This is a genomic window from Streptomyces sp. NPDC017056 (genome assembly GCF_044332485.1).
Classification (GTDB): Bacteria; Actinomycetota; Actinomycetes; order Streptomycetales; family Streptomycetaceae; genus Streptomyces.
The window spans coordinates 420,091-442,079 of sequence record NZ_JBIRPD010000003.1 but is presented as its reverse complement, the minus strand read 5'-3'; the positions used below and the strand labels follow the sequence as shown (position 1 = coordinate 442,079).

17 protein-coding genes and 1 tRNA gene are annotated in these 21,989 nt (G+C 69.9%); 8 read left to right on the top strand and 10 right to left on the bottom strand.

What is annotated here, in order from left to right:
* Window positions 1–46: 46 nt before the first annotated feature.
* Window positions 47–901 carry a bifunctional DNA primase/polymerase gene (locus ACH4OW_RS07695; RefSeq protein WP_398025754.1) on the top strand — a complete coding sequence of 285 codons (855 nt, stop codon included), beginning with the start codon at window positions 47–49 and terminating at the stop codon, window positions 899–901.
* A gap of 106 nt (window positions 902–1,007) precedes the next feature.
* On the opposite strand, the gene ACH4OW_RS07690 is transcribed toward ACH4OW_RS07695, so the two are convergent.
* Both ACH4OW_RS07690 and ACH4OW_RS07685 read right to left on the bottom strand, forming a co-directional pair.
* Window positions 1,008–1,095 (bottom strand) — tRNA-Ser (locus ACH4OW_RS07690).
* A 43-nt stretch (window positions 1,096–1,138) separates the two neighbouring features.
* Window positions 1,139–2,806 carry a trypsin-like peptidase domain-containing protein gene (locus ACH4OW_RS07685; protein ID WP_398025752.1) on the bottom strand — a complete coding sequence of 556 codons (1,668 nt, stop codon included), beginning with the start codon at window positions 2,804–2,806 and terminating at the stop codon, window positions 1,139–1,141.
* Window positions 2,807–3,094: 288 nt separating this feature from the next.
* Here ACH4OW_RS07685 and ACH4OW_RS07680 point away from each other — a divergent pair, with 288 nt between their 5' ends.
* From ACH4OW_RS07680 to ACH4OW_RS07670, 3 genes are all read left to right on the top strand, one after another.
* Window positions 3,095–3,937: a glycerophosphodiester phosphodiesterase gene (locus tag ACH4OW_RS07680; protein ID WP_398025750.1), complete on the top strand. Its 843-nt coding sequence runs from the start codon at window positions 3,095–3,097 to the stop codon at window positions 3,935–3,937.
* A gap of 53 nt (window positions 3,938–3,990) precedes the next feature.
* A complete protein-coding gene (locus ACH4OW_RS07675; RefSeq protein ID WP_398025748.1) occupies window positions 3,991–4,749 on the top strand; it encodes an ATP-binding protein in 759 nt (252 codons plus the stop codon).
* Between the two features lie 446 nt (window positions 4,750–5,195).
* Entirely contained in the window at window positions 5,196–6,164 is a 969-nt protein-coding gene (locus ACH4OW_RS07670; protein ID WP_398025746.1) for a DUF5926 family protein, read from the top strand.
* Window positions 6,165–6,520: 356 nt separating this feature from the next.
* Here the strand turns inward: ACH4OW_RS07670 and ACH4OW_RS07665 are convergent, their stop codons facing one another.
* Window positions 6,521–6,832, bottom strand: coding sequence for a hypothetical protein (locus ACH4OW_RS07665; protein ID WP_398025744.1), 312 nt, complete (start codon window positions 6,830–6,832; stop codon window positions 6,521–6,523).
* A 651-nt stretch (window positions 6,833–7,483) separates the two neighbouring features.
* Window positions 7,484–8,206, bottom strand: a complete 723-nt coding sequence (locus tag ACH4OW_RS07660) for a bifunctional DNA primase/polymerase (protein ID WP_360125168.1) — start codon at window positions 8,204–8,206, stop codon at window positions 7,484–7,486.
* Between the two features lie 451 nt (window positions 8,207–8,657).
* Between ACH4OW_RS07660 and ACH4OW_RS07655 the strand changes: the two genes are divergently transcribed.
* On the top strand, window positions 8,658–10,454 hold the full coding sequence (locus tag ACH4OW_RS07655) for a PP2C family protein-serine/threonine phosphatase (protein WP_398025741.1): 1,797 nt from the start codon (window positions 8,658–8,660) through the stop codon (window positions 10,452–10,454).
* 158 nt (window positions 10,455–10,612) lie between these two features.
* Complete coding sequence (locus tag ACH4OW_RS07650; RefSeq protein WP_360125172.1) at window positions 10,613–12,085, top strand: aminopeptidase P family protein; 1,473 nt, start codon at window positions 10,613–10,615, stop codon at window positions 12,083–12,085.
* 45 nt (window positions 12,086–12,130) lie between these two features.
* Here ACH4OW_RS07650 and ACH4OW_RS07645 read toward each other — a convergent pair whose 3' ends face one another.
* Complete coding sequence (locus ACH4OW_RS07645) at window positions 12,131–12,796, bottom strand: TetR/AcrR family transcriptional regulator (protein ID WP_398025739.1); 666 nt, start codon at window positions 12,794–12,796, stop codon at window positions 12,131–12,133.
* Window positions 12,797–13,225: 429 nt separating this feature from the next.
* Here ACH4OW_RS07645 and ACH4OW_RS07640 point away from each other — a divergent pair, with 429 nt between their 5' ends.
* Complete coding sequence (locus tag ACH4OW_RS07640) at window positions 13,226–14,161, top strand: hypothetical protein (RefSeq protein WP_398025737.1); 936 nt, start codon at window positions 13,226–13,228, stop codon at window positions 14,159–14,161.
* Window positions 14,162–14,276: 115 nt separating this feature from the next.
* Window positions 14,277–14,681 (top strand): peptidase inhibitor family I36 protein, encoded by a 405-nt coding sequence (locus ACH4OW_RS07635; RefSeq protein WP_360125177.1) that lies wholly within the window; start codon window positions 14,277–14,279, stop codon window positions 14,679–14,681.
* Window positions 14,682–14,763: 82 nt separating this feature from the next.
* Here ACH4OW_RS07635 and ACH4OW_RS07630 read toward each other — a convergent pair whose 3' ends face one another.
* The 5 genes from ACH4OW_RS07630 to ACH4OW_RS07610 all read right to left on the bottom strand — a co-directional run bounded on the left by ACH4OW_RS07630 (window position 14,764) and on the right by ACH4OW_RS07610 (window position 21,788).
* Complete coding sequence (locus ACH4OW_RS07630) at window positions 14,764–15,387, bottom strand: DUF4291 domain-containing protein (RefSeq protein WP_398026003.1); 624 nt, start codon at window positions 15,385–15,387, stop codon at window positions 14,764–14,766.
* Between the two features lie 2 nt (window positions 15,388–15,389).
* A complete protein-coding gene (locus ACH4OW_RS07625) occupies window positions 15,390–15,947 on the bottom strand; it encodes a hypothetical protein (RefSeq protein ID WP_398025735.1) in 558 nt (185 codons plus the stop codon).
* A gap of 12 nt (window positions 15,948–15,959) precedes the next feature.
* Complete coding sequence (locus ACH4OW_RS07620; protein ID WP_398025733.1) at window positions 15,960–20,681, bottom strand: RHS repeat-associated core domain-containing protein; 4,722 nt, start codon at window positions 20,679–20,681, stop codon at window positions 15,960–15,962.
* 358 nt (window positions 20,682–21,039) lie between these two features.
* Window positions 21,040–21,207, bottom strand: a complete 168-nt coding sequence (locus ACH4OW_RS07615) for a hypothetical protein (RefSeq protein WP_398025731.1) — start codon at window positions 21,205–21,207, stop codon at window positions 21,040–21,042.
* Window positions 21,208–21,293: 86 nt separating this feature from the next.
* Window positions 21,294–21,788, bottom strand: a complete 495-nt coding sequence (locus ACH4OW_RS07610) for an ATP-binding protein (RefSeq protein ID WP_398025729.1) — start codon at window positions 21,786–21,788, stop codon at window positions 21,294–21,296.
* Between the last annotated feature and the right edge of the window lie 201 nt (window positions 21,789–21,989).

Below are 21,989 nucleotides of genomic sequence, written 5' to 3'. Positions count from 1 at the left end.
TCGGCGCCCCCTTCCTTAATTCGAACGCCCATACGAAAATAAATCCATGGCCTCTCCCCACGCCACGGCCCTCACCCACGCCCTCGTGGCCGCCGGCCGCGGCTACTCCGTCATCCCGCTGACCCGCGCCAAACTCCCCGCCGTCCGCTCCCCGCACCACACCGACCCGTCCGCGCCCCCCTGCCACGGCGCCTGCGGCCGCCCCGGCCACGGCATCCACGACGCGACGCCGGACCCGCTCGCCGTCCGCCGCCTCTTCGCCGCCGCCCCCTGGGCCACCGCGTACGGGATCGCCTGCGGCGTGGCCCCGCACCACCTCATCGGCATCGACCTGGACACCAAACACGGCGCGGACGGCCTGACGGCTCTGCAACTCCTGGCCGGAGAGCACCACTTCACGCTGCCGCCCACCGTCACGGTCCACACCCCCAGCGGCGGCCGCCACCTCTACTTCTCGGGCCCGCCCGCACCGCCCGCCCCGCCCGTACCGAACTCCGCCGGCCGCCTCGCCCCGGGCATCGACATCCGCGGCACCGGCGGCTACCTGGTCGGCCCCGGCTCCCTGACCTCCCGCGGCCGCTACCACCTCATCCCCGGCACCCCGCGGACCCCCGCCCCGGCCCCGCCCGCACTTCTCCCCCTCCTGTACCGCCTGTCACCCACCCCTCACCAGCCCAAGCCGGCCCCCGCCCCTCCTCCTCACCCCGCCCCCGCGCTCCTCCGCTTCGTCCGCACCTCCCCCGACGGCCAGCGCAACGCCCGCCTCTTCTGGGCAGCCTGCCGCGCCTACGAATCCGGCCTGGGCCAGGAGATGGCCACCGCCCTCACCACCGCCGCCCTCGACACGGGACTCACCGAACGCGAAGCCCGCGCCACCATCGCGTCGGCCGCCCGCCGCTGACCACCACCGGCCCGCCAGCGGTGCGCAGCGACCGGGCCCCGGAAACGCCAAGAGGGGCACCCGGACGAACCGGGTGCCCCTCTCAGGCGCGCTGTCGGCGCTTCGGCGGAGGCAGTGGGATTTGAACCCACGGTGAGGGGTCACCTCACGACAGTTTTCAAGACTGTTCCCTTAGGCCGCTCGGGCATACCTCCCCGCGCCGCCGGTCACCGGTGGCGCGGGGATCAGACTAGCGCGTCACTTGTCGCCCGTGCGCTGGCCCAGGGTCACCTGGGCGGTCTGCTCCTTGCCGCCGCGCTTGAAGGTGAGCTTCACCGTGTCGCCCGGCTGGTGCCGGTAGATCGTGCTGATCAGGGTCGGGCCGCTGTCGACGATCGTGTCGTCCAGCTTGGTGATGACGTCGCCGGGCTTGAGGCCGGCCTTGGCGGCGGGGCCGTTCGGGGTGATCGCGGGCGAGCCGCCGGTGCCGTCCTGGGCGATGGTCGCGCCGTCGCCGGTGTCGCGCATCAGGACCTGGGCGCCGATCTGCGGGTACACCGGCTGGCCCTTCTTGATCAGGTCGTTCGCCACGCGCTTGGCCTGGTCGATCGGGATGGCGAAGCCGAGGCCGATGCTGCCGGACTGCTGGCTCTCGCCGCCGAAATCACCGCCGCCGTTGCCCGCCGACTGGATGGCCGAGTTGATCCCGATGACGCTGCCGGTGGCGTCCATCAGGGGGCCACCGGAGTTGCCCGGGTTGATCGAGGCGTCCGTCTGGAGGGCGCTCATGTACGAGGGGCTGGCGCCGCCGCGGTCGCTGGAGGCGACCGGGCGGTTCTTGGCGCTGATGATGCCGGTCGTGACGGTGCCGGAGAGGCCGAAGGGCGCGCCGATGGCGATCGTCGCGTCACCCACCTGGACGTTGGCGGACTTGCCGAGCGGCAGCGGTTGCAGGTTGGCGTCGGAGGGGTTCTTGAGCTTGACGACGGCGACGTCGTAGCCCTGGGCCCGGCCGATGACCTCGGCGTCGTACTTCTTGCCGTTGGAGAACGTCGCGGTCAGCTTGCCGCCCTGGGCGGCGCTGGCGACGACGTGGTTGTTGGTGAGGATGTGGCCCTGCTTGTCGTAGACGAAGCCGGTGCCGGTGCCGCCCTCGCCGGTCGCGCCCTGGGCCTCGATCGTCACGACGCTGGGCAGCGCCTTCTGCGCTATCCCGGAGACGGAGGTGGGCTTGCGGTTGAGCGCCTCGGGGTCGCCGGAGGCGGAGACCGTGGTGGAGTTCGTGTCGTTGCGGTTGGCGGCCCAGAAGCCGATGCCGCCGCCGATGCCGCCGGCCACCAGCGCGGCGACGAGGACGGCCGCGACCAGGCCGCCGTTGCGCCGCTTCTTGGGCTCGGGCGCGCCCGGGGCGCCCCACACGTCGCCGGGCCCGCCCGCGCCGCCTCCGTATCCGGGCGGCGGGGGGCCGCCCCAGCCGCCGGCGGAGGCGCCGTGCGCCGCCGTCGCGTACGGGGACGGCGCGGCCTGGTGCGGCGCACCGGTGCCGCCCGCGTGCGGCTGGGCGGGGTCCGGCTGGTGCGGGTGCGCCGCCTGGTCTGTGTGCGTCGGCTGGTCCTGGTGCGCTGCCTGGTCCGGGTGCGCCGGCTGGTCCGGCTTCGTGAGCTGCGGGCCCGCCTGTCCGGCCGTCGGGGCGAACTCCGGCGGCGGGGGCGCGGACGGAGCAGTGGCGGGGGACGGCGGCGTGGCGGCGGGCGCGGGCGCCGGGGCAGGCGCCGCGTTCGGCTCGTCCGGCGCACTCTGCGCGCCCTGCGCGCCGGGGCCGTGCGGAGTCGGCGCACCGGACTCGGGTGCGCTGTCCGACGCCTGGGGCGCAGTCGGCGGCTGGGCCTCCGGCGGGACGGCGGCGCCCTCGTTCTCGGTGCTCACGGCTCTCTCCTCAGCTTCGCGACGGTGCCGGGCCACGGCCCGGCCTCCCTTTCAGGATGCGGGTTGGTGTTCAGGTTGCGGCGTCGGACCCCGGCGTACGGGCGAGGGACAGGTGGTACCGACGACTGTCACAGGTGCCAGCCTTTCCCACCATGCGTCAGGGCGCCGTAAGCCGAGGCTGTGACTGTCTCCCCATCCTTTATGCCGGGCAAAAACGACCTATCTGATCTTATGCGGATCAGGTGGGACGCAAGGCGCCGAGCCCGCGAGCGATGGCACGATAACCCGGTGACCACCGCGCGCCCGCTCCGGGACGACACCCCGGAGCCTCCCCCCATTTCCGTCGTGGCCCATCGTGGCGCGTCCGAGGACGCGCCGGAACACACCCTGGCCGCCTACCGCCGGGCCATCGAGGACGGCGCCGACGCGCTGGAGTGCGACGTACGGCTCACCGCCGACGGCCACCTCGTCTGCGTACACGACCGCCGGGTCAACCGCACCTCCAACGGGCGCGGCGCCGTCTCCGCCCTGGAACTGGCCGATCTCACCGCCCTGGACTTCGGCTCCTGGAAGGAGGACGAGGACGCGGCGGGAGAGGCGCCGGACCGCCAGCACGAGGACCCGGAGCGCACCTCCGTCCTGACCTTGGAGCGGCTCCTCGAACTCGTCGCCGACGCGGGCCGCCGCGTCGAACTGGCCATCGAGACCAAGCACCCCACCCGCTGGGCCGGCCAGGTGGAGGAGCGATTGGTCGCGCTACTGGACAGATTCGGCCACACCAAGGCGTCGGACGCGGGTCCGCCGCCGGTCCGGGTCATGAGTTTCTCGGCCCGCTCGCTGCACCGGGTGCGGGCCGCGGCCCCCGACATCCCTGGTGTCTACCTCATGCAGTTCCTGACACCGCGCCACCGCGACGGCCGGCTGCCGCCCGGTGTGGGCATCGCCGGGCCCGGCGTCCGGATCCTGCGCGCCCACCCCGAGTACGTCGCCAGGGCGCACCGCGCGGGCCACCAGGTGCACGTCTGGACCGTTAACGACGAGGCGGATGTCGACTTGTGTCAACGCCTGGGAGTGGACGCAATCATCACCAACCGCCCCAAACAGGTACGGACCCAACTGGGGCTGATGTAGCGGCCGTCACAGGGAGTGCTCCGGCGCATTCGACCCGTATTCGATCGATACGAGTGCGTCACCGCACGGCTATTGGCCGGTTTCCGGTCCAGGCCATTGGGGCATTCATCCCGTGGCGTGGGGCAAAGGAGGTCTCGGGGGTGGCGTTGATGGTGGCACAAGAGGTGCCGACGGCGTCGGTCATGGCCGTACCCCATGGTCCGGCGGGGGTCGGGACGGCCAGGCGGCGCATGCGTGACGAGCTGATGGCAAGCGGGGTTCAGGACACAGTCGTCGACGACGCGGTGCTGATCCTCTCCGAACTGCTGAGCAACGCGTGCCGGCACGCGCGCCCGATCCGCGTACGGGAGACCCCGGGGCCCGCCCGGGACGCCGCCCGCGACGCGGCACCCGACTCGGTACGGGCGGCGTGGCGCATCGACGCGCACGGCCAGTTGACCATCTCGGTCACCGACGGCGGCGGCGCGACCCGGCCACTTCCGGCCACTCCCTCGGTCACCGCCAAGGGAGGCCGCGGGCTCGCGATCATCCGGTCCCTCGCCAAGGAGTGGGGCGTGCGGGACGCGGAGGGCGAAGTGACGGTCTGGGCCCTGCTCACCTTGCACGGCCTCCGCGACTCGTTCGCTACGCGCGTTGACCTGCCGTCGGACCTGAGCGCCGAGCTGTCCGCCGGAATGCGCGCCGGGCTGCCGAACGCCCTTGCGCCGGGGCTCGCTTCCGGCCTGGTCCGGCCCCCGCGTACGCCGGAGCCCGCCGGGGAGCCGACCCTCGTCGCCGAACGGGCCTTCGCGGACTACGACGAGCCGTTGTAGAGGCGGACACGGGCCGGGGCAGCGACGGACACGAACCGTTGTAGCGGCGGATACGGGCCGAGGCAGCGGCGGATACGGGCCGGGGCACCGGCAGGCGCCGCTGTGCGGCGGCTCTCCGGGCCTGTGGGCTCGCGCGGCGCCTCCAAGGCGCCCGCCCGCCTTCCGGGGACGCACGAGCCCGCCTACGCGCGCGGCAGGGCACCCGTGGCCCCCGCGCCGTACAGCCGCCGACCGGTGCGGTGGCCCGGGCGTACGGCAGCGAGCGGGCCGGAGGACCAAATCCGTTGGCCGGCGCGGTCGCGGGCGGTGGACGGCCCGTGCGGCCACCGCGGCCGGACGCCGCGCGGGCGAGGGCCGCAGCGCTCGGCGCGGTGCGGGGCGCAGTCGTCTAGGCTCGCGCCGGAACGCGTCCGTACGCCCAGGATCGACCAGGAGAACGCCTCGCCATGGCCAAGAAGCGCCGTCCCCAGACCAAGGCCGCAGCACCGCAGATCAAGGACGGCGAGATCCCCGTCGTCGGGGCGCGCGAGCCCTGCCCCTGTGGCTCGGGCCGCCGCTACAAGGCGTGCCACGGCCGGACCGCGGCACACGCCGCGACCGAGCTGGTCCACCGCCCCTTCGAGGGCCTTGAGGGCGAGTGCGACTGGGTGGCGCTGCGCGAGCTGGTGCCCGCGGCCACGGTCGAGTTGACGCTCAAGGACGGGCTGCCCGAGGGCGTCCCCTCAGTGACGCTGGCGACCGTCCTGCCCATGGCCTGGCCCGCGCTGCGCCGCGACAACGGCGCCGTGCTGCTCGGCCTCCAGAACGACACCGCTTCGGGTGACCTCAGCCGCGATCTCGCCGACACCCTGCGGCGCGCGCTGGCCGCCGAACCAGGCACCCCGGTCGCCGCCGAGCGCGCCGCGGCGGACGGCCCGCGCCTCCAGGACCTGCTGGACCCGGCCGCCCCCTTCGAGCCGCAGGTGCACACCGGCTTCGAGTTCTGGGTGGAGGACGCCGAGAACGCGACGGGCGAGGTCGCCGCCTCCCTGGAGCGGGCGAACGCCGCGGCCATCCCGACCGCGCGGCTGGCCGGCCTGGAGGGCGCGTACTGGTGCGAGACGCCCGAGAAGAACCACCTGCGCTGGGTGATGGCCCACCCGGAGGAGAAGCTGCTGGACGCCCTGTCGCGGCTGCACGCGGCCGGTACGTCCGCACTCGGCGAGGGCACCCGTCTGGTCGGCTCCTTCCGCGCCCACGGCCTGGTCGTGCCGGTCTGGGACCTGCCCTCCGGGATGGGCGCCGACGACGTGGCCAAGCCGGCCGCCGCCTTCGCCGAGCGGCTCGCCGCCGCGCTCGCCACGGACGCCCCGCTGACGCCGGAGGAGCGCCGTGCCCGCGGCGGCCTCACCAACCGTCAGGTGACGCTGAGCTGACCGCGGTCCGCGGGCGCGGAGCGGGGCGCCGGGCGTGACTCTGGTCACAACTCGGCGTACCGACCGGTAAATACGCGTCCGGAATTCCACGATCGAATTTGCGAACCGCGGATCTCTTGTTACGGTTCTAAAAGCCCGGTCGCTGGTGCATCCCCCGTCGCCAGCGACCGGGCGCTTCCATGCCCGCGTCCGGAGGACCGGCCGGGCGCCGCGGGAAGGCCGGCCGCGCCCCGGGAGGGCGCCGCGAGGACACCGCCCCCGCCGTCTCCCGCCGCAGCGCCCACACCTCCGTACAGGCACGTCACAGGCCCGTCGGCGCGCTCTTCCCGTGCCGCTTCCGTGCCGCTTCCGTGCCCTCACCGGTCCGAACCACTGGCGTCCGGCGCCGCGTTGCTGCCGGAGCGCAGCAGCAGCCGTTCGCCCCGCGCATCGGCGACCTCCGCCACCGCGGTGTACGGCGCGTTGCGCCCGCCCACCGCCGCCTGACGCGGGGTTTCGCAGGTCCCGGGCTCGTCGCCGGCCGGCACGGCGCAGTGCGCCTGCACGGTCCGGCCGTCCGGGCGCATGAGCGTGAGCACGGCGTACAGGGGCTCGCCGGAGGTGTTCCGGTAGTACGTACGCCCCCAGGCCCGGCCGCCTTCGGAGAGAACACACGTCTGAGCTTCCACCCCTTCGGGTGAAGCCAGTTCAGGCCCGCAGCGGGCGGCGCGACGGCCGTCGGCCGAACCCGCCGGGCCGGTGGCGGCAGCCGCCCCTCCGGCGCCCCTGTACGGGGCCGCCACGGGCCTTCCTGCGCCCGGCCCGGCCGCCGGGCCGCCACCTGCGCGCGAGTCCGGGTCCGCGGACGGCAGGCCGGAAGGCGCCGCATTGCCCGGAATGCGTACGTCCGTATGTGAAGCCGATGCGGAGCCACCCGCCGCCGACCGCTCAGATTCGGCCGGACCCGCGGTCGCGGCGGCCAGCGGCAGCGCGATCGCGAGCGCGGCCGTGCTCACCAGCGCGATCATGCGGAGATTCGGCGCACGCTCCATGGTTTCCACCTGCCGAGGTCCGGGCGGCGGGACGGCCGCCGGGTTGACCGCCGGATTGACGGTGCGCCGAACATATCGGGCCGGAACGGGCGTATGACGGGCCCAGACCCCCGGACCCCGTCCTCACGGGACAGCTCACACCCGTACGAGTGAACCGCCCGCGCGTTCTTTTCACGGCGAGCGGTTCAGTGAAGCGGTCAATGAAGCGGTTCGATGAGGAGCCGGGCGGACGCCGGGCGGGCGGCAAACGGGCGGGCGGGCCCGGCCGCCGGAGCCCCGGCGGACGCTTCAGTACGCGAGCCGGCTGCCGCCGTCCGGCGCACTGGTGCTCGCGGTGACCAGCGCGTCCACGATCGTGTCCACCTGCGGCAACCAGGGCGCCGCCGAACCGGTGCCGGGCGACCGCTCCCAACGCACCTTGCCCGCCCCGATCTGGGACGGCGGAAGCACCACGTAACCGCCCTCGCCGTGGAAGCGCAGCGAGCTGGGCACCCAGTCCCGGGAGTGCAGCAACTCGCCCAGCTCCGCGAGGGAGTACGGGGCGACCAGCAGCGACCAGCGGGTGGGTGTGGCGACGACGGGGCCGACCCGGACGCCGAAGTGGTCGAGAGCGGCCAGGGCCCGCGCGCCGGCGACGGCCGGCAGGCTGAGCGCGCAGGGCGCGCGGCCTCCGGTGGCCATGAGGAGGGGCGCGGTCGGCCGGTTGCTCCACCACCAACGCACCATGCGGGCATCGGTGGTGGCCGCGAACAGGCCGGGGTCGAAGGGGTGCGCGCCGGGCACCACGCAATCCGGATCGGGACAACTGCACGGGCGGCTGCCGCGCTCGGCCCGCCCGGGCCGGGCGCCGGTGGCCTTGCCGCCCGCCTGTTTCCCGCCGGTCTGCAACCCGACGCCCGGGAGTACGGGCCACTGCCACTCGGTGGCGCAGTGGAGCGCCGCACCGAGCAGTGCCGACCTTCCGCCGCGCCGGAGCTGGAGCTTGCGTCGCCTTCCGAGGATCTCGCGCATGAGCGCTCGTTCCTTTCCGTTAACGCCGAGGGCTATGTCCATCGCACTACATGCCGGTTCATGCCGCTGCGTGGCGTTCCACGGCCTCTGTTTCGCATACCGATAACGCCACGTGGATCACTGGTCACTGCTTGTACGGAGCAGCGCATCACGCCATACGCCGAGCGTGGAACGTGGCGGAGGGTGGCGCACGCATGGCGCTTGCTGTCCCGTGAAGCAGATCCGCCACTTGGGGGTGCGGTGCGGCGCGGTCGTCGCCGTGTTAGACGCCCGTGCCCGTCGGAGAGTTCCGGCGCGGCCCCAACTGGCCCCGCACCTTTCCGAGTACGTACCCGCCATGGTGGTGATGACGCACTGTCGAACGTCGCCAGTCGACCTCAAATTGACGTTCGGGGGGATATTTTCCAGCCAACTTCCCCGCCCCGCTGACACCACAAACCCCACGGGGACAATGCTGGACATCGCGTCACCGGGGCGTGTACATGTGGAGGCATTGATAGCGGAGCAACACGACATGGGGGTTTGCGATGCTATTGAGGAAATTGAGCATTTCCACACATCTCTCAACACCACTCAACAAAATGCCGCAATCTCTCGCTACAAGCGGCCTGACCTGGGGTTTCACCCGGCGCTACGTAAGCCGTCGGCCATGACCACCCCCCACGTTCCGAAAGTGGCTGGAATCGAACCAGCACTTCCCGCCCCCACTCACACTGCCGAGTCCGCAACCGCAACAGCCCCTGCGGACAGCCCTCCCGAAGAACGCCTCGCGGCCGTCCAGGACCGGCTCGCCGGCTGGATCTCCGACCTCACCACCCTGCACGACCTCACCGAACAGCTGGCCCGCACCCGCACCCTCGAAGACGCCCTCCGGGAACTGCTGCGGGCCGGCGCCTCCCTCGTGGGCGCGCGGCGCGGACTGGTCGTCCTCGAACCGTCCGACGGGCTGGGCCCCGACACCACCATCGGCCTCGGGGTCGGCCGGGCGGACATCGGCCACATCGAGACCGTGCCCCGCCGCGCGCTGTCCTTCGGCCGGATCCTCGACGGCCTTCCGGAGACGGACGGCACCGACCCGGCCGGCGCCGAGGCCGACGGCACCGCGGAGGGCGGATGCGCCGACGGCTCCGGCTGTGTCGCCGGCGGACGCGGCGACATCGCCCAGCCCGACATCCCCGGCCGGCCCGGCCTCGACCCCCGCCTGCGCGAGGTCGCCGCCCGCCTCGGCTACGCCGCCAGCTACGCCGTACCGCTGGACGCCGACACCGTCGGCAGGTTCGGCGCCGCGGTCTGGCTCTACGACGAACCCGCCGAGCCCACCGAACGCCAGCGCCACCTGGTCGGCCGCTACCGCGCGTACGCCACCGAGCACCTCGCCCGCCTCCTCGAACTGCACCGGCAGCGGCAGGCCGTCGCCACGCTCCGCGAGGAGCTGCTGCCCAGCCGGCTGCCGCGCGTCCCCGGCGTACGGCTCGCGGTACGGCACAGCTCCGGGCCGCTCGGCGGCGGCGACTGGTACGACGCGCTCCCGCTGCCGGACGGCGCGCTGGGCCTGGCGGTCGGGTCCGTCACCGGCACCGGGCCCGGCGCGGTGGCCGCCATGGGGCGGCTGCGCGCGTCGCTGCGGGCCTACGCGGTGATGGAGGGCGAGGACCCGGTCGCGGTCCTGTCCGACCTGGAACTGCTGCTGCGGCTGACCGAGCCGGCCCGCAGCGCGACGGCGCTGTTCGCCTTCGCCGAGGCACCGCAGGCCGGGACCGGGGACACGGGCTCCGGGGGCACGGGCTCCGGGAGCGCGGGCTCCGGGAGCGCGGGTCTGCCCGCCGGGCCGCCGGGTACCGGCGCGTACGGGGCGGTCGGCGGCGGTACGGCCGCGCGCAGGATCGTGCTGGCCGGGGCCGGGCACTGCCCGCCGTTGATCATCGGCGACCGGCGTACCGAGTACGTGGAGACCACGCTGTCCGCGCCGCTGGGCATGCTGGCGTGCTGGGAAGCGCCGAGCGTGGAGCTGGCACCGGCGCCAGGAGAAACCCTTCTGCTGTACAGCGACGGGCTGCTGCGCCGCACCGGCGAGCCGATGGACCGCGCCTTCGCGCGGCTGCACAACGCCGCCGCCGGCGTCCCCCGGGCCGCACGCCACGACCCCGACGCGCTGGCGGACCACCTGCTGCACACGCTGCTCCCGGGCGGGCTCGGCGATCCCGGTTCGCCCGAGGACGTGGTCCTGCTCGCGGCGTACTTCGAGTAGGCGGCGCGCTTCCGGGGCACGGGCCGGCCGTACGGGCCCGCCCCGCACCGGCCCGCGGCCCGTGTCCGTACTGTCTGATACCTCACCGCTTCCGGACCCTGGACCCCGTTCCCTGCGCACTTACGATGGAACGCGGTGCAGTCTTACAAGGAGGCATTGTGACCGACGAGCTCACGCCGGAAACCCCGGACGAGGACGAGCAGCCGATCAAGCAGCGCAAGAACGGCCTTTACCCGGGCGTATCGGATGAGCTTGCGGAGAACATGAAGTCGGGTTGGGCCGACACCGAGCTGCGCGACCTGACGCCCGTCGAGCAGGCGCCGAACGCGGCCCGGCGGCGCGAGGCGCTGTCCCGCCGCTTCCCCGGCGAGCGACTGGTGATCCCCGCGGGCAACCTGAAGACCCGCTCCAACGACACCGAGTACGACTTCCGCGCCTCGACGGAGTTCGTCTACCTCACGGGCGACCAGACCGACGACAGCGTGCTCGTCCTGGAGCCCCGCGAGAACGGCGAGGGCCACGACGCGACCGTCTACCGGCTGCCCCGCTCCGACCGCGAGAACGGCGAGTTCTGGCTGAACGGCATGGGCGAGCTGTGGGTCGGCCGCCGCAACAGCCTGACCGAGGCCGCCACGCTGCTCGGCGTGGCCTGCGCGGACGTGCGCGAGCTGGCCGGCGCGCTGCGTGCGGCGACCGGTCCGGTGCGTGTCGTGCGCGGCCACGACGCGGGCATCGAGGAGGCGCTGGCCGACAAGGTCACCGCCGAGCGCGACGAAGAGCTGCGGGTGTACCTCTCCGAGGCGCGTCTCGTGAAGGACGACTTCGAGATCGGCGAGCTGCAGAAGGCGGTCGACTCGACCGTGCGCGGCTTCGAGGACGTCGTGAAGGTCCTGGACAAGGCCGAGGCGACCAGCGAGCGCTACATCGAGGGAACGTTCTTCCTGCGCGCCCGCGTCGAGGGCAACGACGTCGGCTACGGCTCGATCTGCGCCGCAGGGCCGCACGCCACCACCCTGCACTGGGTCCGCAACAACGGCGAGGTGCGCTCCGGCGACCTGCTCCTGCTGGACGCCGGCGTGGAGACCACCACCCTCTACACCGCGGACGTCACCCGTACGCTGCCGATCAACGGCACGTACAACGACCTCCAGCGCAAGATCTACGACGCCGTGTACGAGGCCCAGGAGGCGGGCATCGCGGCGGTCAAGCCGGGCGCCGCGTTCCGCGACTTCCACGACGCCTCCCAGCGCGTGCTCGCCGCGAAGCTCGTCGAGTGGGGCCTGGTCGAGGGCCCGGTGGAGCGGGTGCTGGAACTGGGCCTGCAGCGCCGCTGGACGCTGCACGGCACCGGCCACATGCTCGGCCTGGACGTCCACGACTGCGCCGCCGCCCGCACGGAGACGTACGTCAACGGGACGCTGGAGGCCGGCATGGTGCTGACCGTCGAGCCCGGCCTGTACTTCCAGGCCGACGACCTGACCGTGCCGGAGGAGTACCGCGGCATCGGCGTCCGCATCGAGGACGACATCCTCGTCACCGAGGACGGCAACCGGAACCTGTCCGCCGCGCTGCCGCGCCGCTCGGACGAGGTCGAGGCGTGGATGGCGCGCCTGACCGGGGACCGGGCCTGATCGCAGCCGCTTCCGCTGGAAGGCGGCCGGTGACCCCGCGCGGGGTCACCGGCCGCCTTCGCCGTTCTCGTCACCCTCGGCGTGCCTCTCGGTGTGCCCCTCGGTGTGTGTGAACACCCCGGCAAGGGCCGCCGTCCAGGCGGCGTCGGCGGCACAGTCCGCCAGGCGGAGGTCGACGGGCCTGCGGGAGATCAGCAGCCGGTAGTAGAAGGGCGCCCCCAGGGCGGCCATGATCGCGTCGGCGTCGGCCTCGGCGGGCAGTTCGCCGCGGTCCACGGCACGGTGCACCATCCGGCCGGCCAGCCGCAGCCGGTCGTCGAAGAACTCCCGCAGCACGTCGGCCGCCGCCGGCTCGCGGGCGGCGGCCGAGACCACGGCCTCCAGGAGCCCGCGGTAGCGCGGTTCCGAGTAGAAGGCGGCGATGGCGCGGGCCAGCGCGCGCAGGTCGCCCGCGAGCGTCCCGGTGTCCGGGAGCGGCACCTCGGCACTGAGGTCGGTCATCAGCTCGCAGACGAGCCCCTCGACGGAGCGCCAGCGGCGGTAGATGGTCGCGACGTGGACCCCGGACCGCTGGGCGATCCGCTCCATGGTGAGCGCGGCGTACCCGCCCTCCCCCAGTTCGTCGAAGACCGCTTCCAGTACGGCTTGTCTCGTACGCGCGGTACGTCCTCCCGGCCGGGCGCCCCCGGGCGGAGGTTGCGCTGTGTTCACGGCGTCTCCGTATTGCAGTGCGGGTTCAGGCCACGTATCGTCCAGAACAAGCTAACGCGAGTCGCTTCGCGTTAGAGCGGGTGCGCGCGGGTCTCGCAGCTTTTCGGGGACGCGGCGGGGGACGTCCTTCCCCTGCGAGACCGCGCAAACCACCCTCGGTGGCGCGCCGCCCCCTCTTCCCGCCTCCGGAACTTCTTCGGCATGTCGAGGGCACCAGCCACGGCCAACCCCCTTTCAGCCAAGCGGGCCCCAAAAACCGGGACATGCCAGAATTGCAGTGAACCAATTGCCCTACGTGGCGGATACATGCTTGGATGATCACAAGCCGCGGCACACGGGGACAAAACGCCGGACGGCTCGGCGGAATCGCAAGCATCGCGACACGAACGGAAGCGGGGGCCGGCTTCCAGTGGGGAATCGGGGTCGGACGTGAGGCATCATTTAGCGGGCAGAAAACTGCGCACCGGCACGTCCGTACTGGCCGGCGCCCTGCTCCTTTCCCTGACCGGCTGCTCGTCGGAACAACCGGCCCCTGAAAAGGCGCAGGAAACGCCCGCACCGGCCATCCTGAAGAGCGTCGACCTGCATCTCCCCGTAGAGACCTACCTCTTTTCCGACGCGGAACTCGAAAAGCTGTCCAGGGCCAGAGCCGTACTGCACAAGAAGTGCCTCAAACGATTCGACCTGGACTACGAGATCCGCCCCGCGGGCCCGCCGGTGGGGCCCCGCAGCCTCATGGACCGCCGGTACGGGGTGACGGACAAGGCGGAGGCCGAGGCCGACGGATACCACCTCGGCGACCGCGACCCGCGCACACACCCGGCACACCCGCCGCAGCTGTCCGACGCCCAGCAGGAAGCGCTCACCGGGCGCGCCCAGGGGAAGGACGCGGCCGCGGCCGACGGCGACAGCGCGATCCGGGTCAACGGAGTGCCGGTACCGCCCGGCGGCTGTAGCGCGGAAGCGGCCAAGGAGCTGGCCGGTTCGGGACAGCTGGGCCCCGGCGACGTGCCCCGCAAGGCCAACCTCGACAGTTTCACGGCCACCAAGTCCGACCCGCGCGTACAAAAGGCGTTCAAGGCGTGGTCCGACTGCATGAAGAGCCGAGGCCACTCCTATCCCGACCCTTTGACAGCCATCAGCGACCCCCGTTTCCAGGGGAATTCACCCACGCAGCAGGAACGCGAAACGGCAACGGCCGACGTGGCCTGCAAGAAACAAGTGAACCTGGTCGGCATCTGGTTCACGGTCGAAACTTCCTTACAAAAGGAAATGATCGCCCGGCAGCAAGCGGCTTTCGCCGCGGCGCTCAAGTCGAAAAACGAGCAACTCGCCAAGGTGAACGCCACGCTGCGCGATCAGTGAAGCGGTGGGCCCAACTTTTATCCGTCCTGGCACGCCCACCCTTCCTTCCCCGGCGTTTCCGGGGACCTGCACCACGCACGCCATGGACATCCGTAAAAGAGAGGACTGGAAAGAAATGAAGCGCATTTCCAAGCTCGCCGCCGCGGCCCTCGGTGCCGCCCTGCTCGTCCCCGCAGTCGCCACCACGGCACAGGCGGGCAGCATCCACGGCTGTCCGGACAGCTCGTTCTGCTTCTACTACAACTCGAACATGCAGGGCTCGCACGACTCCCTGCGGGCGCCCGACAACTACGGCGACCTCGCCGGCTACAAGTTCACCAGCTCCGGCAAGGGCCAGGGGATGAGCGTCAAGAACAACGCCGCGTCGGTCGTGAACAACACGTCCTGCACGGCCAGGGTCTACGTGAACTCCGGGTACAGCGGCGCCTACGACGCCTACATGAACCTGCAGCGCGGCAACCTGGACGTCACCTACAACAACAACGCCTCGCTGTACTACAGGGACGGCGAGTGCGGCTGACCTCCGCAACACGACTGGGCCCCGGCACAGCCTCCACCAACCGGGGCCCAGCCCGTCCCACCGACCGGCACGCCCGCTTCACTCACCCAGATGCGCCCAATCGGGTGCGGATGTCCGCGGGAATGGGGTAGCGCTCTTCCGCAGGAATAGCGGCATCGGCTCTCTCCCATCTGCCCGCTCGGACATCGTCATGGATGGCACGTACGAGAGGCGTGATGTCGCGGAGTTCAATGATCCACTCATTGACGTACAGATCGACAGCCTCGCCGGACAGGCCGATCTGAATCGCACGATGACGCAAATCCGAGAGATCGGTGGCACGCTCGGGATCCCACTGCACGCGAACAGGGCTGGTCAGCTTCGACTCCTGCCACGCGGACTGCGTGTCGTGAACCCCTCGCTCGAAGTGGCTCAGACAGGCATGCCGCAGAGCCCACTCGAAGCCCGTTCGAGAGATGCGAATCGCCAGCACTCGTTCCTGGCCGGGTTTCGTTGCCCAGCCGGACCGGTACATCATCCACCGGAACGACGGCTTGATCCAGGTCATACGGTCGCGTTTGAACGGGGCGACGAACGTACCGGCAGCGACTGCCGGTTCAGCAATGTGCGGGGAGTACGCCTGGTACACGGTGATCGTCTCATCGGTGTACTGGGCACGAATCAAGCGGTGGTCGACGGCCTTTCCGGGCTCCTCTGTCGACTCCACCTTCACGAACCTGAGACTTCTCGAATCCACTCTGACGCATCCGTCAGAAATGGACCGGATACTTCGTCCGCACCAGCCGTGTGAAGCAGCCAGCGCAATTCGTTACAGGCGAAGAACGACTCCCCCCAGCTATCGGTCCAGATGCGAACCTTCCGGTCGCCAACCTGTGTGACGTCCCACCACGCCCACCCCCTGGCCTCGTTTTCCGGGTCAAATTCGAACAGCCACCACTGTAGATCCCAGGACTTTTCCTCGATTTTCTCGTGGTAGCGCTCTTTACCGCGTCGAGCAAACTCTGCGATACCCCCCTCGGATGCGCTGCTCACTTCCGAGAACCATTGCGGTACTCTCTCGGTCGGTAGTTCTTCGTCATCAAACGACTCGGTGACGGCAAGGTCGAGCGCAACGGACATGACGTCTCGAACACGGCGGACGTATTCCCGGGAGTCAACCGACAGCACAGCATCAAATACGGCGAGCACCGGCGGCACCTCCTCGGTTGCAGGCCGGACGTCCACTCGGTGTCGCTCTTGACGCAGGTCATCAATTTCGTGAAGCATTCAGCACTCCCGCTATACAGTCTTGATCATCCTACCAGAGCCCGGTTTGATGTTGGCGTGAAATTCATCGAGCAATTTCGTGGGGATACCATAAAGATCATCCCCCATGGTCGGGTCAGATATCTCCGGCTTGTCACTCTTGTACTTCTTCCAGTCTTGCTTGGTCCCCTCCCAACCATCCGGCGCCCCCTGATTGACGGCAGTGGCGCGCACTTTCTCAAGGTAGGACTTGGGCATATCGAACGCGACAATTTCATACTCCCCGGACTGCCCCGCCCGGTAATCTACAGTATGCCGAATATCATTACTCATGTTCACATACAAATACCCCTTCCCATTGATGCTCACCTCGCCATTGGGTCCAATTTTGATCCGCTGGCTCGCGGGGTAATTGCTCTGCTTCCGGTAAACAGTGATGTAGTCCGGCGAAAGGCCGAGGGGATCAGCCCAGGTGTGCGGGTTGTGAACGTAGGTGGAGGGGTTGAGTGCCGGGGCCAGGCCGAGGGGATCGGGCGCGGTGTAGCGCGCTGTCTCGGGGTCGTAGTAGCGGTGCAGGTTGTAGTGCAGTTGAGTCTCTGCATCGAAGTACTGGCCGGGGAAGCGCAACGGTGTGTAAGCCGTGTCCTCGTTGCGCCACGTTGTGGCACCCCAGAGGGTTGACCGAGCGCGCCAGGCGACGTCTCCGGTCTCGTCGACGAGTTCACGCGGCGCGCCGATCAGGTCGGTAACGATGGCGTAGAACCGCTGGTCGATCTCATCTTGGTGTGCAGCGTCTGCCGGAATCTTGCGCTCACACTGCGCCAACGGGCGTCGCCCGTCATAGTCCCAGGTAAGGACGATGCTCTCGGGGCGCCCTGGTGCCTGCCGCATTTCCTCCACCAGCGTGGAGCCATCCCAGGTGAAACCTGTTCGCTCAAGGACGGTGCAACCGTCGACGCCTATCCGTTCTTTGGCTATTCGGCGACCAAGGGGGTCGTAGCGGTACCTCCACCGAGTGCCATCAGGAGTGACTACCGCGACGAGCCGGTCCTGGACGTCCCACTCGTAGGACCAGACGTCAGGCTTCCGCGACAGCCGGCTCTTGACGCGGGAGGTGACACGCCCCTGAGAGTCGTATGCGTAGCGCACACGCCCGGCTGCGGTCAGACGGTTCCCGTCGTAGGTTCGTTCGCCCTGCGCATCCTTGCCGGGGTGCCTGTCAGGCCACTGCGCGTCGGTCTGGTTGCCTGCTTCGTCATAGACGTAGCGTTCCGACCATCCCTGAGCCCGTACGGACACCACTCGGCCACCGGCGTCCAGTCCGTAGGCACGGGCCCCGTTCAATTGGTCGGTGACCGCGGTGAGGTGGTCATCTGGGCCATAGGTGTAGGCGCGTTGCTGCAACTGTCGGCCGCGTCCCGTGAGGGTCTGGGAGGCGAGCCTGCCCCGAGGGTCCCAATCCTGAGTGAGGGACACCGCGTTTCCGAAGTGCCGCCCTGTCTCTTGGCCGGCCGGGTCGAAGTCGAAGGTGAAGGAGTGGCCGGCAGCGGCCATGGCAGTCCGGTTGCCGGCCGCGTCGTACGCCCAGGTGCTGACTGCGCCCGACGGTGTCGTCCGCTGGATTCGGCGGCCCAGGACGTCGTACACCGATGAAACAGTGCGACCGTCGCAGTCCTCCGACACCACACGACCCAGCGAGTCGCGTCGGTACGTCACTGTCGACTCCCGGCCCACCGCTCTCAGCAGGTGGCCGGCCGGGTCGTACAGGAACTGAACGGTGTCATCCGCCGTGCGCTTCTCGGCGATTCTGCCGAGGGCGTCACGTGTGTAGTCCACCGTCTGGCCCAGACCGTTGGTGCGCGAGACCAGCCTCCCCGCGGCGTCATAGGAATAGCGCAGGGTACGCCCGTCAAAGTCGGTCTCCGCGACGGTCCGCCCTGCCGGGTCGTACTCGTACGTCCAGCACAGCCCACGTGGGTCGGTGACTTCCGTCAGACGCAGGTGCGCGTCGTGGGTGTACTCGTAGCGTGCTCCGTCGGGGGCGATGCGGGCGGCCAGCAGATCGAAGTGGGTCCACTCGTACCGGGTCGTGTGGCCTGCCTGGTCGGTGTAGCTGGTGCAGTTGCCTTCGCCGTCGTAGGCCCAGCTCTCCGCGGACCCGTCCGGGTGGACGCGTGCCGCGAGCCTTCCGTCCACCGTCCATGTCATGCGTGTGGCCTCGCCGAGAGGATCGGTCACGGCAATGACGCGGCCGAACGGGTCGCGCTGGTAGCTGGTCTCAGCTCCCAGCGGGTCGGTGACGCTCAGGACCCGGCCTGCTTCATCAGAGGACACCCGCGTGACGTGGCCCAACGCATCGCGCACCGAAACGAGGTGGCCGCGGCCGTCATAGGCGTAGTGCGTGGTGGCACCGGTGGGGTCGACGACAGCGGTGAGGTTGCCGGACCCGTCGTACTCCTGCCGCCACACCGCACCGTCCGGGGCGCATACCTCTACGGGAAGGTTGAGATCAGAGTAGGTGACCCTGGTCTGCGTGCCGTCCGGCCGGTATATGGCTGTCGTTCGTCCATGCTCATCGTGATCGAAGGATGTCCGGTGGCCAAGGGCATCAGTGACCGCGGTGATCCGGTCGTGTGCGTCATGCTCGGTTCGGATGGTGTTGCCGAGCGGATCCGTCTCCGCGACGATCTGGAGCCGGTCGTTGACCATGTAGATCGTGGTGTTTCCGGCAGCGTCGGCGGCGGCGGTGATGCTCAGCCCGGTGTCGCAGTCGACGGCACCATAGGTGAAGCGGAGGCTGACGTGCCCGTCCTCGCCGCCTTCGGCGATGCATCGGTCCTGATCGTCGTACTGGTAGTCGTAGCGGCGATGGTTGCTGTCCGTCCACGACGTGACACGGCCTCGCGTGTCGTACGTGAACGTCAGCGGCTGTCCGTCTGCATTGGTGACGGTCGTGAGGTGACCATCTGTGTACCGGTACTCCCGTATCAGCTGGTCGCCACCGTCGGGCGCCGCTCCGGCGAGGTGGAGAGCGGTGATCCTTTCGTCCTCTGTGGTGAGGATGAGGTGATGGCCGGCCCCATGGCGTATGGCCAGGGGAGCTCCGGTCCGCTCGTCGTAGTCCAACGTGATCCGGTTTCCGTTGCGGTCGCTGATCTCGTCAAGCAGCGCAAGTCGGGGATCGTGGAGGGACGGAGTGAAGTACCGCGTATGCCCGGTATCGGGCCGGTACAGCGCCCAGTCTCCTTGCTCGGTGTGTCGCAGGGGCCATTGCGGCCCGCGGGCGGGCAGCACCGGCTCACTCGCTACCGGGCGGGGGTAGGACAGGACAAGGCCGTCCTCGGCGAGGAAGATGATTCCGCGCTCGTCGAATTCCAGCCGCTGGTCAGCTGTCGATGACCAAGAGGGGCCGAACCAGCGGCCCGCCCGGTATCCCGACTCGACGCGGCGAGTGAAGTCAAGGGGAAAGCTCCCCTCCAGGGCGACATCGCGTTGCGGCAGGAACATTTTGCCGCTCGCCATGTCCACCGGGTCACTGCCACCGGAGTTGACCGTGTCCGGTGGGCGCGTATGGCTGTTCGGGTGCCCGCTGTCCACCTGCTCACGGCCCCGGCCCTTGCCTCCTTTACCCCCAAGGGAATTCAGAGACGTGCCAGGGCTGCTGTTGGGTGCCTTCGGGTCCTTCTTGCCGTCCTTGCCGATGCCGCCGAAGTGATCGGACAACGCACGGTCGTTTTCATGGTGGTTCTTGGCCATCTGCTTGATGCCGCGGGTCATGTTGTCGTCGAGGTGCTTGGCAGTCTTCTTGACGCCTTCCTCGATCCCTTCGATGACCTTGTCAAGCATCGTGTTGGCAGCATCTGCGATGGCGTCCTTGCCACGGGTACGGCCATGGTGGCTCTTGGCCCGGCCGATCTTGCCGCCGGCCTTGTTTCGGAATGTTCCGCCAGCGCTCTGCAGACCGGTCACGGCCCGGTCATGCTCGTCGGGGTCAAAGCTGAACCCTCCACTGGCACCAGCGCCGCCCCCTCCGCCACCACTGCTCCCACCGGCGCTAAGGAGTTCCATCGGGTTGTCGGCGGCAGACTTCGCAGTGGCCTTAGCATCCTTGACACCCTGATTGAAGCCTTCCTTGCCGGCTTGGGCGGCATGGCTCAGATCGATGCCGTCTTGCACGCCGAGGGCATTCGCACCGAGCTGGACGACCAAATCTCCCACCATGGCCCCCAGCGCCTCCTCGACGGGCGTGAGGGCGATGCTGATGACCTGCTCGGCAACCTGCTGACAGACCTCCTTGAAGATCCGGCGCACCGCGAGGCGGGTGACCTGGGTACCGGCCAGCGCCCCGAGCTCGGACAGCCCGAATGTGAAGGGCGCAGCTGCCTGGGCAGCTATCACCTCCGCGGCGAGGATTCCGAGCTGGACGATGGCCCCTATCTTGGCGCCCTCGATGAGGACGGCGACGCCGTCCATGGCCGTCGCCGCCATGCGGCCGCACTCGGACAGGTTCTTCAGGTGAGTGCCGTTGATATTTCCCCAGTGGGCGTTGAGCGCCTCCACCGCCAACGAGCCGCCCGCCGACCCCACCAGCCCCTGTACCGCCTGATGCGCTTCATTCGCGCCGCCGTCGATGTCGTCGGCGAATTCCCTCATGGCGTCGGCCATGTCCCGGTAGTCGTCCTCATCGACGTTGGGCCATGACACACCGATGATGTCGAGAATCTCGTCCGCCCACCCAGGCAGCACTACACCCACGAGAAACACCCCCGCTGATCAACACACGTCAGGGGGGATGCTTTCAGCTGGCAAACGGTTCCTCCAGGCACAGATGAGCCGTCTTGACGGCCGACCCCCCGAAGAGGGCTGGAGAGCACTGTCGGAGGACCGCCCCGGCGATCCCTTGCCTCCGCAGAGCGTTACAGCCCGTGCGACTGCACGGAAAATTCGGAGTCGGAGACGTAATGTGCTCTGAGTTGCGTGCCTCCGGCGACGAGATGGGTGAAGCCGAGTCGCCGAACGCCGTTGCCGTCGGCATGGTTGCGAGAACCGGATCCAAGCGGCCTCGCAGCCCTCTGCCACAGAACAGTTCGCCGGAAGTGGCCTACTCGGATGCTCAAGCCTGGCCGGTCTGCCGGTAATGCTCCACCGGAATCGGTTCGATACCGGTCCGCCTGCAGACGGTGTAGAGCAGGCCGTCGAGGGGAGATCTCGTGGTGGATGAGGCGGGCAGGGCCGAAGTCATGACAAAGAAGCTCAGGCAGCCCTCGTATTGCTCGTCCACCTCGGGCGCCTCTGATGGGGTTCAAGAGCCCTCGAAGAGGCCCGAGTGCCTGCCTCCGCAGCAGCTCAGAGGCTCGGACATCCTTCTCACGACGCCATCAGCGGCACCCCTTCCTTCCATTTGAGGATCTTGTCGAAGCTGACCACCGCGCCGCAGCGGCCGGAGCGGTTGCGGTAGCGGACGTGGTCGGTCAGGGCCTCGATAAGGAAGAGCCCCCGTCCGTGTTCGGCGTGGGCCGGGGCGGGGGCTGTCGTGCTCGGGGGCGGCGCGGCGGGATCGTGCGTTGCGCTCCGGCCGGGGCGCTTGGGCCTGCGGGCGCGTTCCCGGAAGCCGGGTCCTGAGTCGGTGACTTCGATACGGCAGGTGTCGCCGTTGATGAAGGCAGTGACCCGGTAGTCCTCCGTGGCGGCGTCGCCGCCGTGTTCGACGGCGTTCGCACAGGCTTCGGAGAGGGCGACGGACAGGTCGTGGGAGACATCCGGGTCCACCCCGGCCGTCTCCATCGTGCCCAGCAGGAGCCGCCGGGCGAGCGGCACGCTCGCAGCCTCGCGCCGCAGGTGCAGGGACCACCAGATGCTCATTGCTGCAGCCTCCTGGTCGCGGCTCGACATATCGATACGTATTGCCGGGGCGCATGGTCCGTAAGCGTGCTCGGGACGTGACTCCGCTCATTCGGCGGATGCGTCCGCGGCGTCCGCCGGTGTAACGGGGCCGAGTGTGCGCCCGCGTGCGCCCCGGCGTTCGCCGTCGGGTGTACCGGCGCCGCCCCCGCCGCGCTCCGC

Excerpts from the sequence above, each read along its gene's own strand:
- ACH4OW_RS07695 (WP_398025754.1), top strand. The coding sequence starts at position 47 with ATGGCCTCTCCCCACGCCACGGCCCTCACCCACGCCCTCGTGGCCGCC.
- ACH4OW_RS07670 (WP_398025746.1), top strand. The coding sequence starts at position 5,196 with ATGGCCAAGAAGCGCCGTCCCCAGACCAAGGCCGCAGCACCGCAGATC.
- ACH4OW_RS07610 (WP_398025729.1), bottom strand. The coding sequence starts at position 21,788 with ATGAGCATCTGGTGGTCCCTGCACCTGCGGCGCGAGGCTGCGAGCGTG.
- ACH4OW_RS07660 (WP_360125168.1), bottom strand. The coding sequence starts at position 8,206 with ATGCGCGAGATCCTCGGAAGGCGACGCAAGCTCCAGCTCCGGCGCGGC.
- ACH4OW_RS07655 (WP_398025741.1), top strand. The coding sequence starts at position 8,658 with ATGCTGGACATCGCGTCACCGGGGCGTGTACATGTGGAGGCATTGATA.
- ACH4OW_RS07635 (WP_360125177.1), top strand. The coding sequence starts at position 14,277 with ATGAAGCGCATTTCCAAGCTCGCCGCCGCGGCCCTCGGTGCCGCCCTG.
- ACH4OW_RS07625 (WP_398025735.1), bottom strand. The coding sequence starts at position 15,947 with ATGCTTCACGAAATTGATGACCTGCGTCAAGAGCGACACCGAGTGGAC.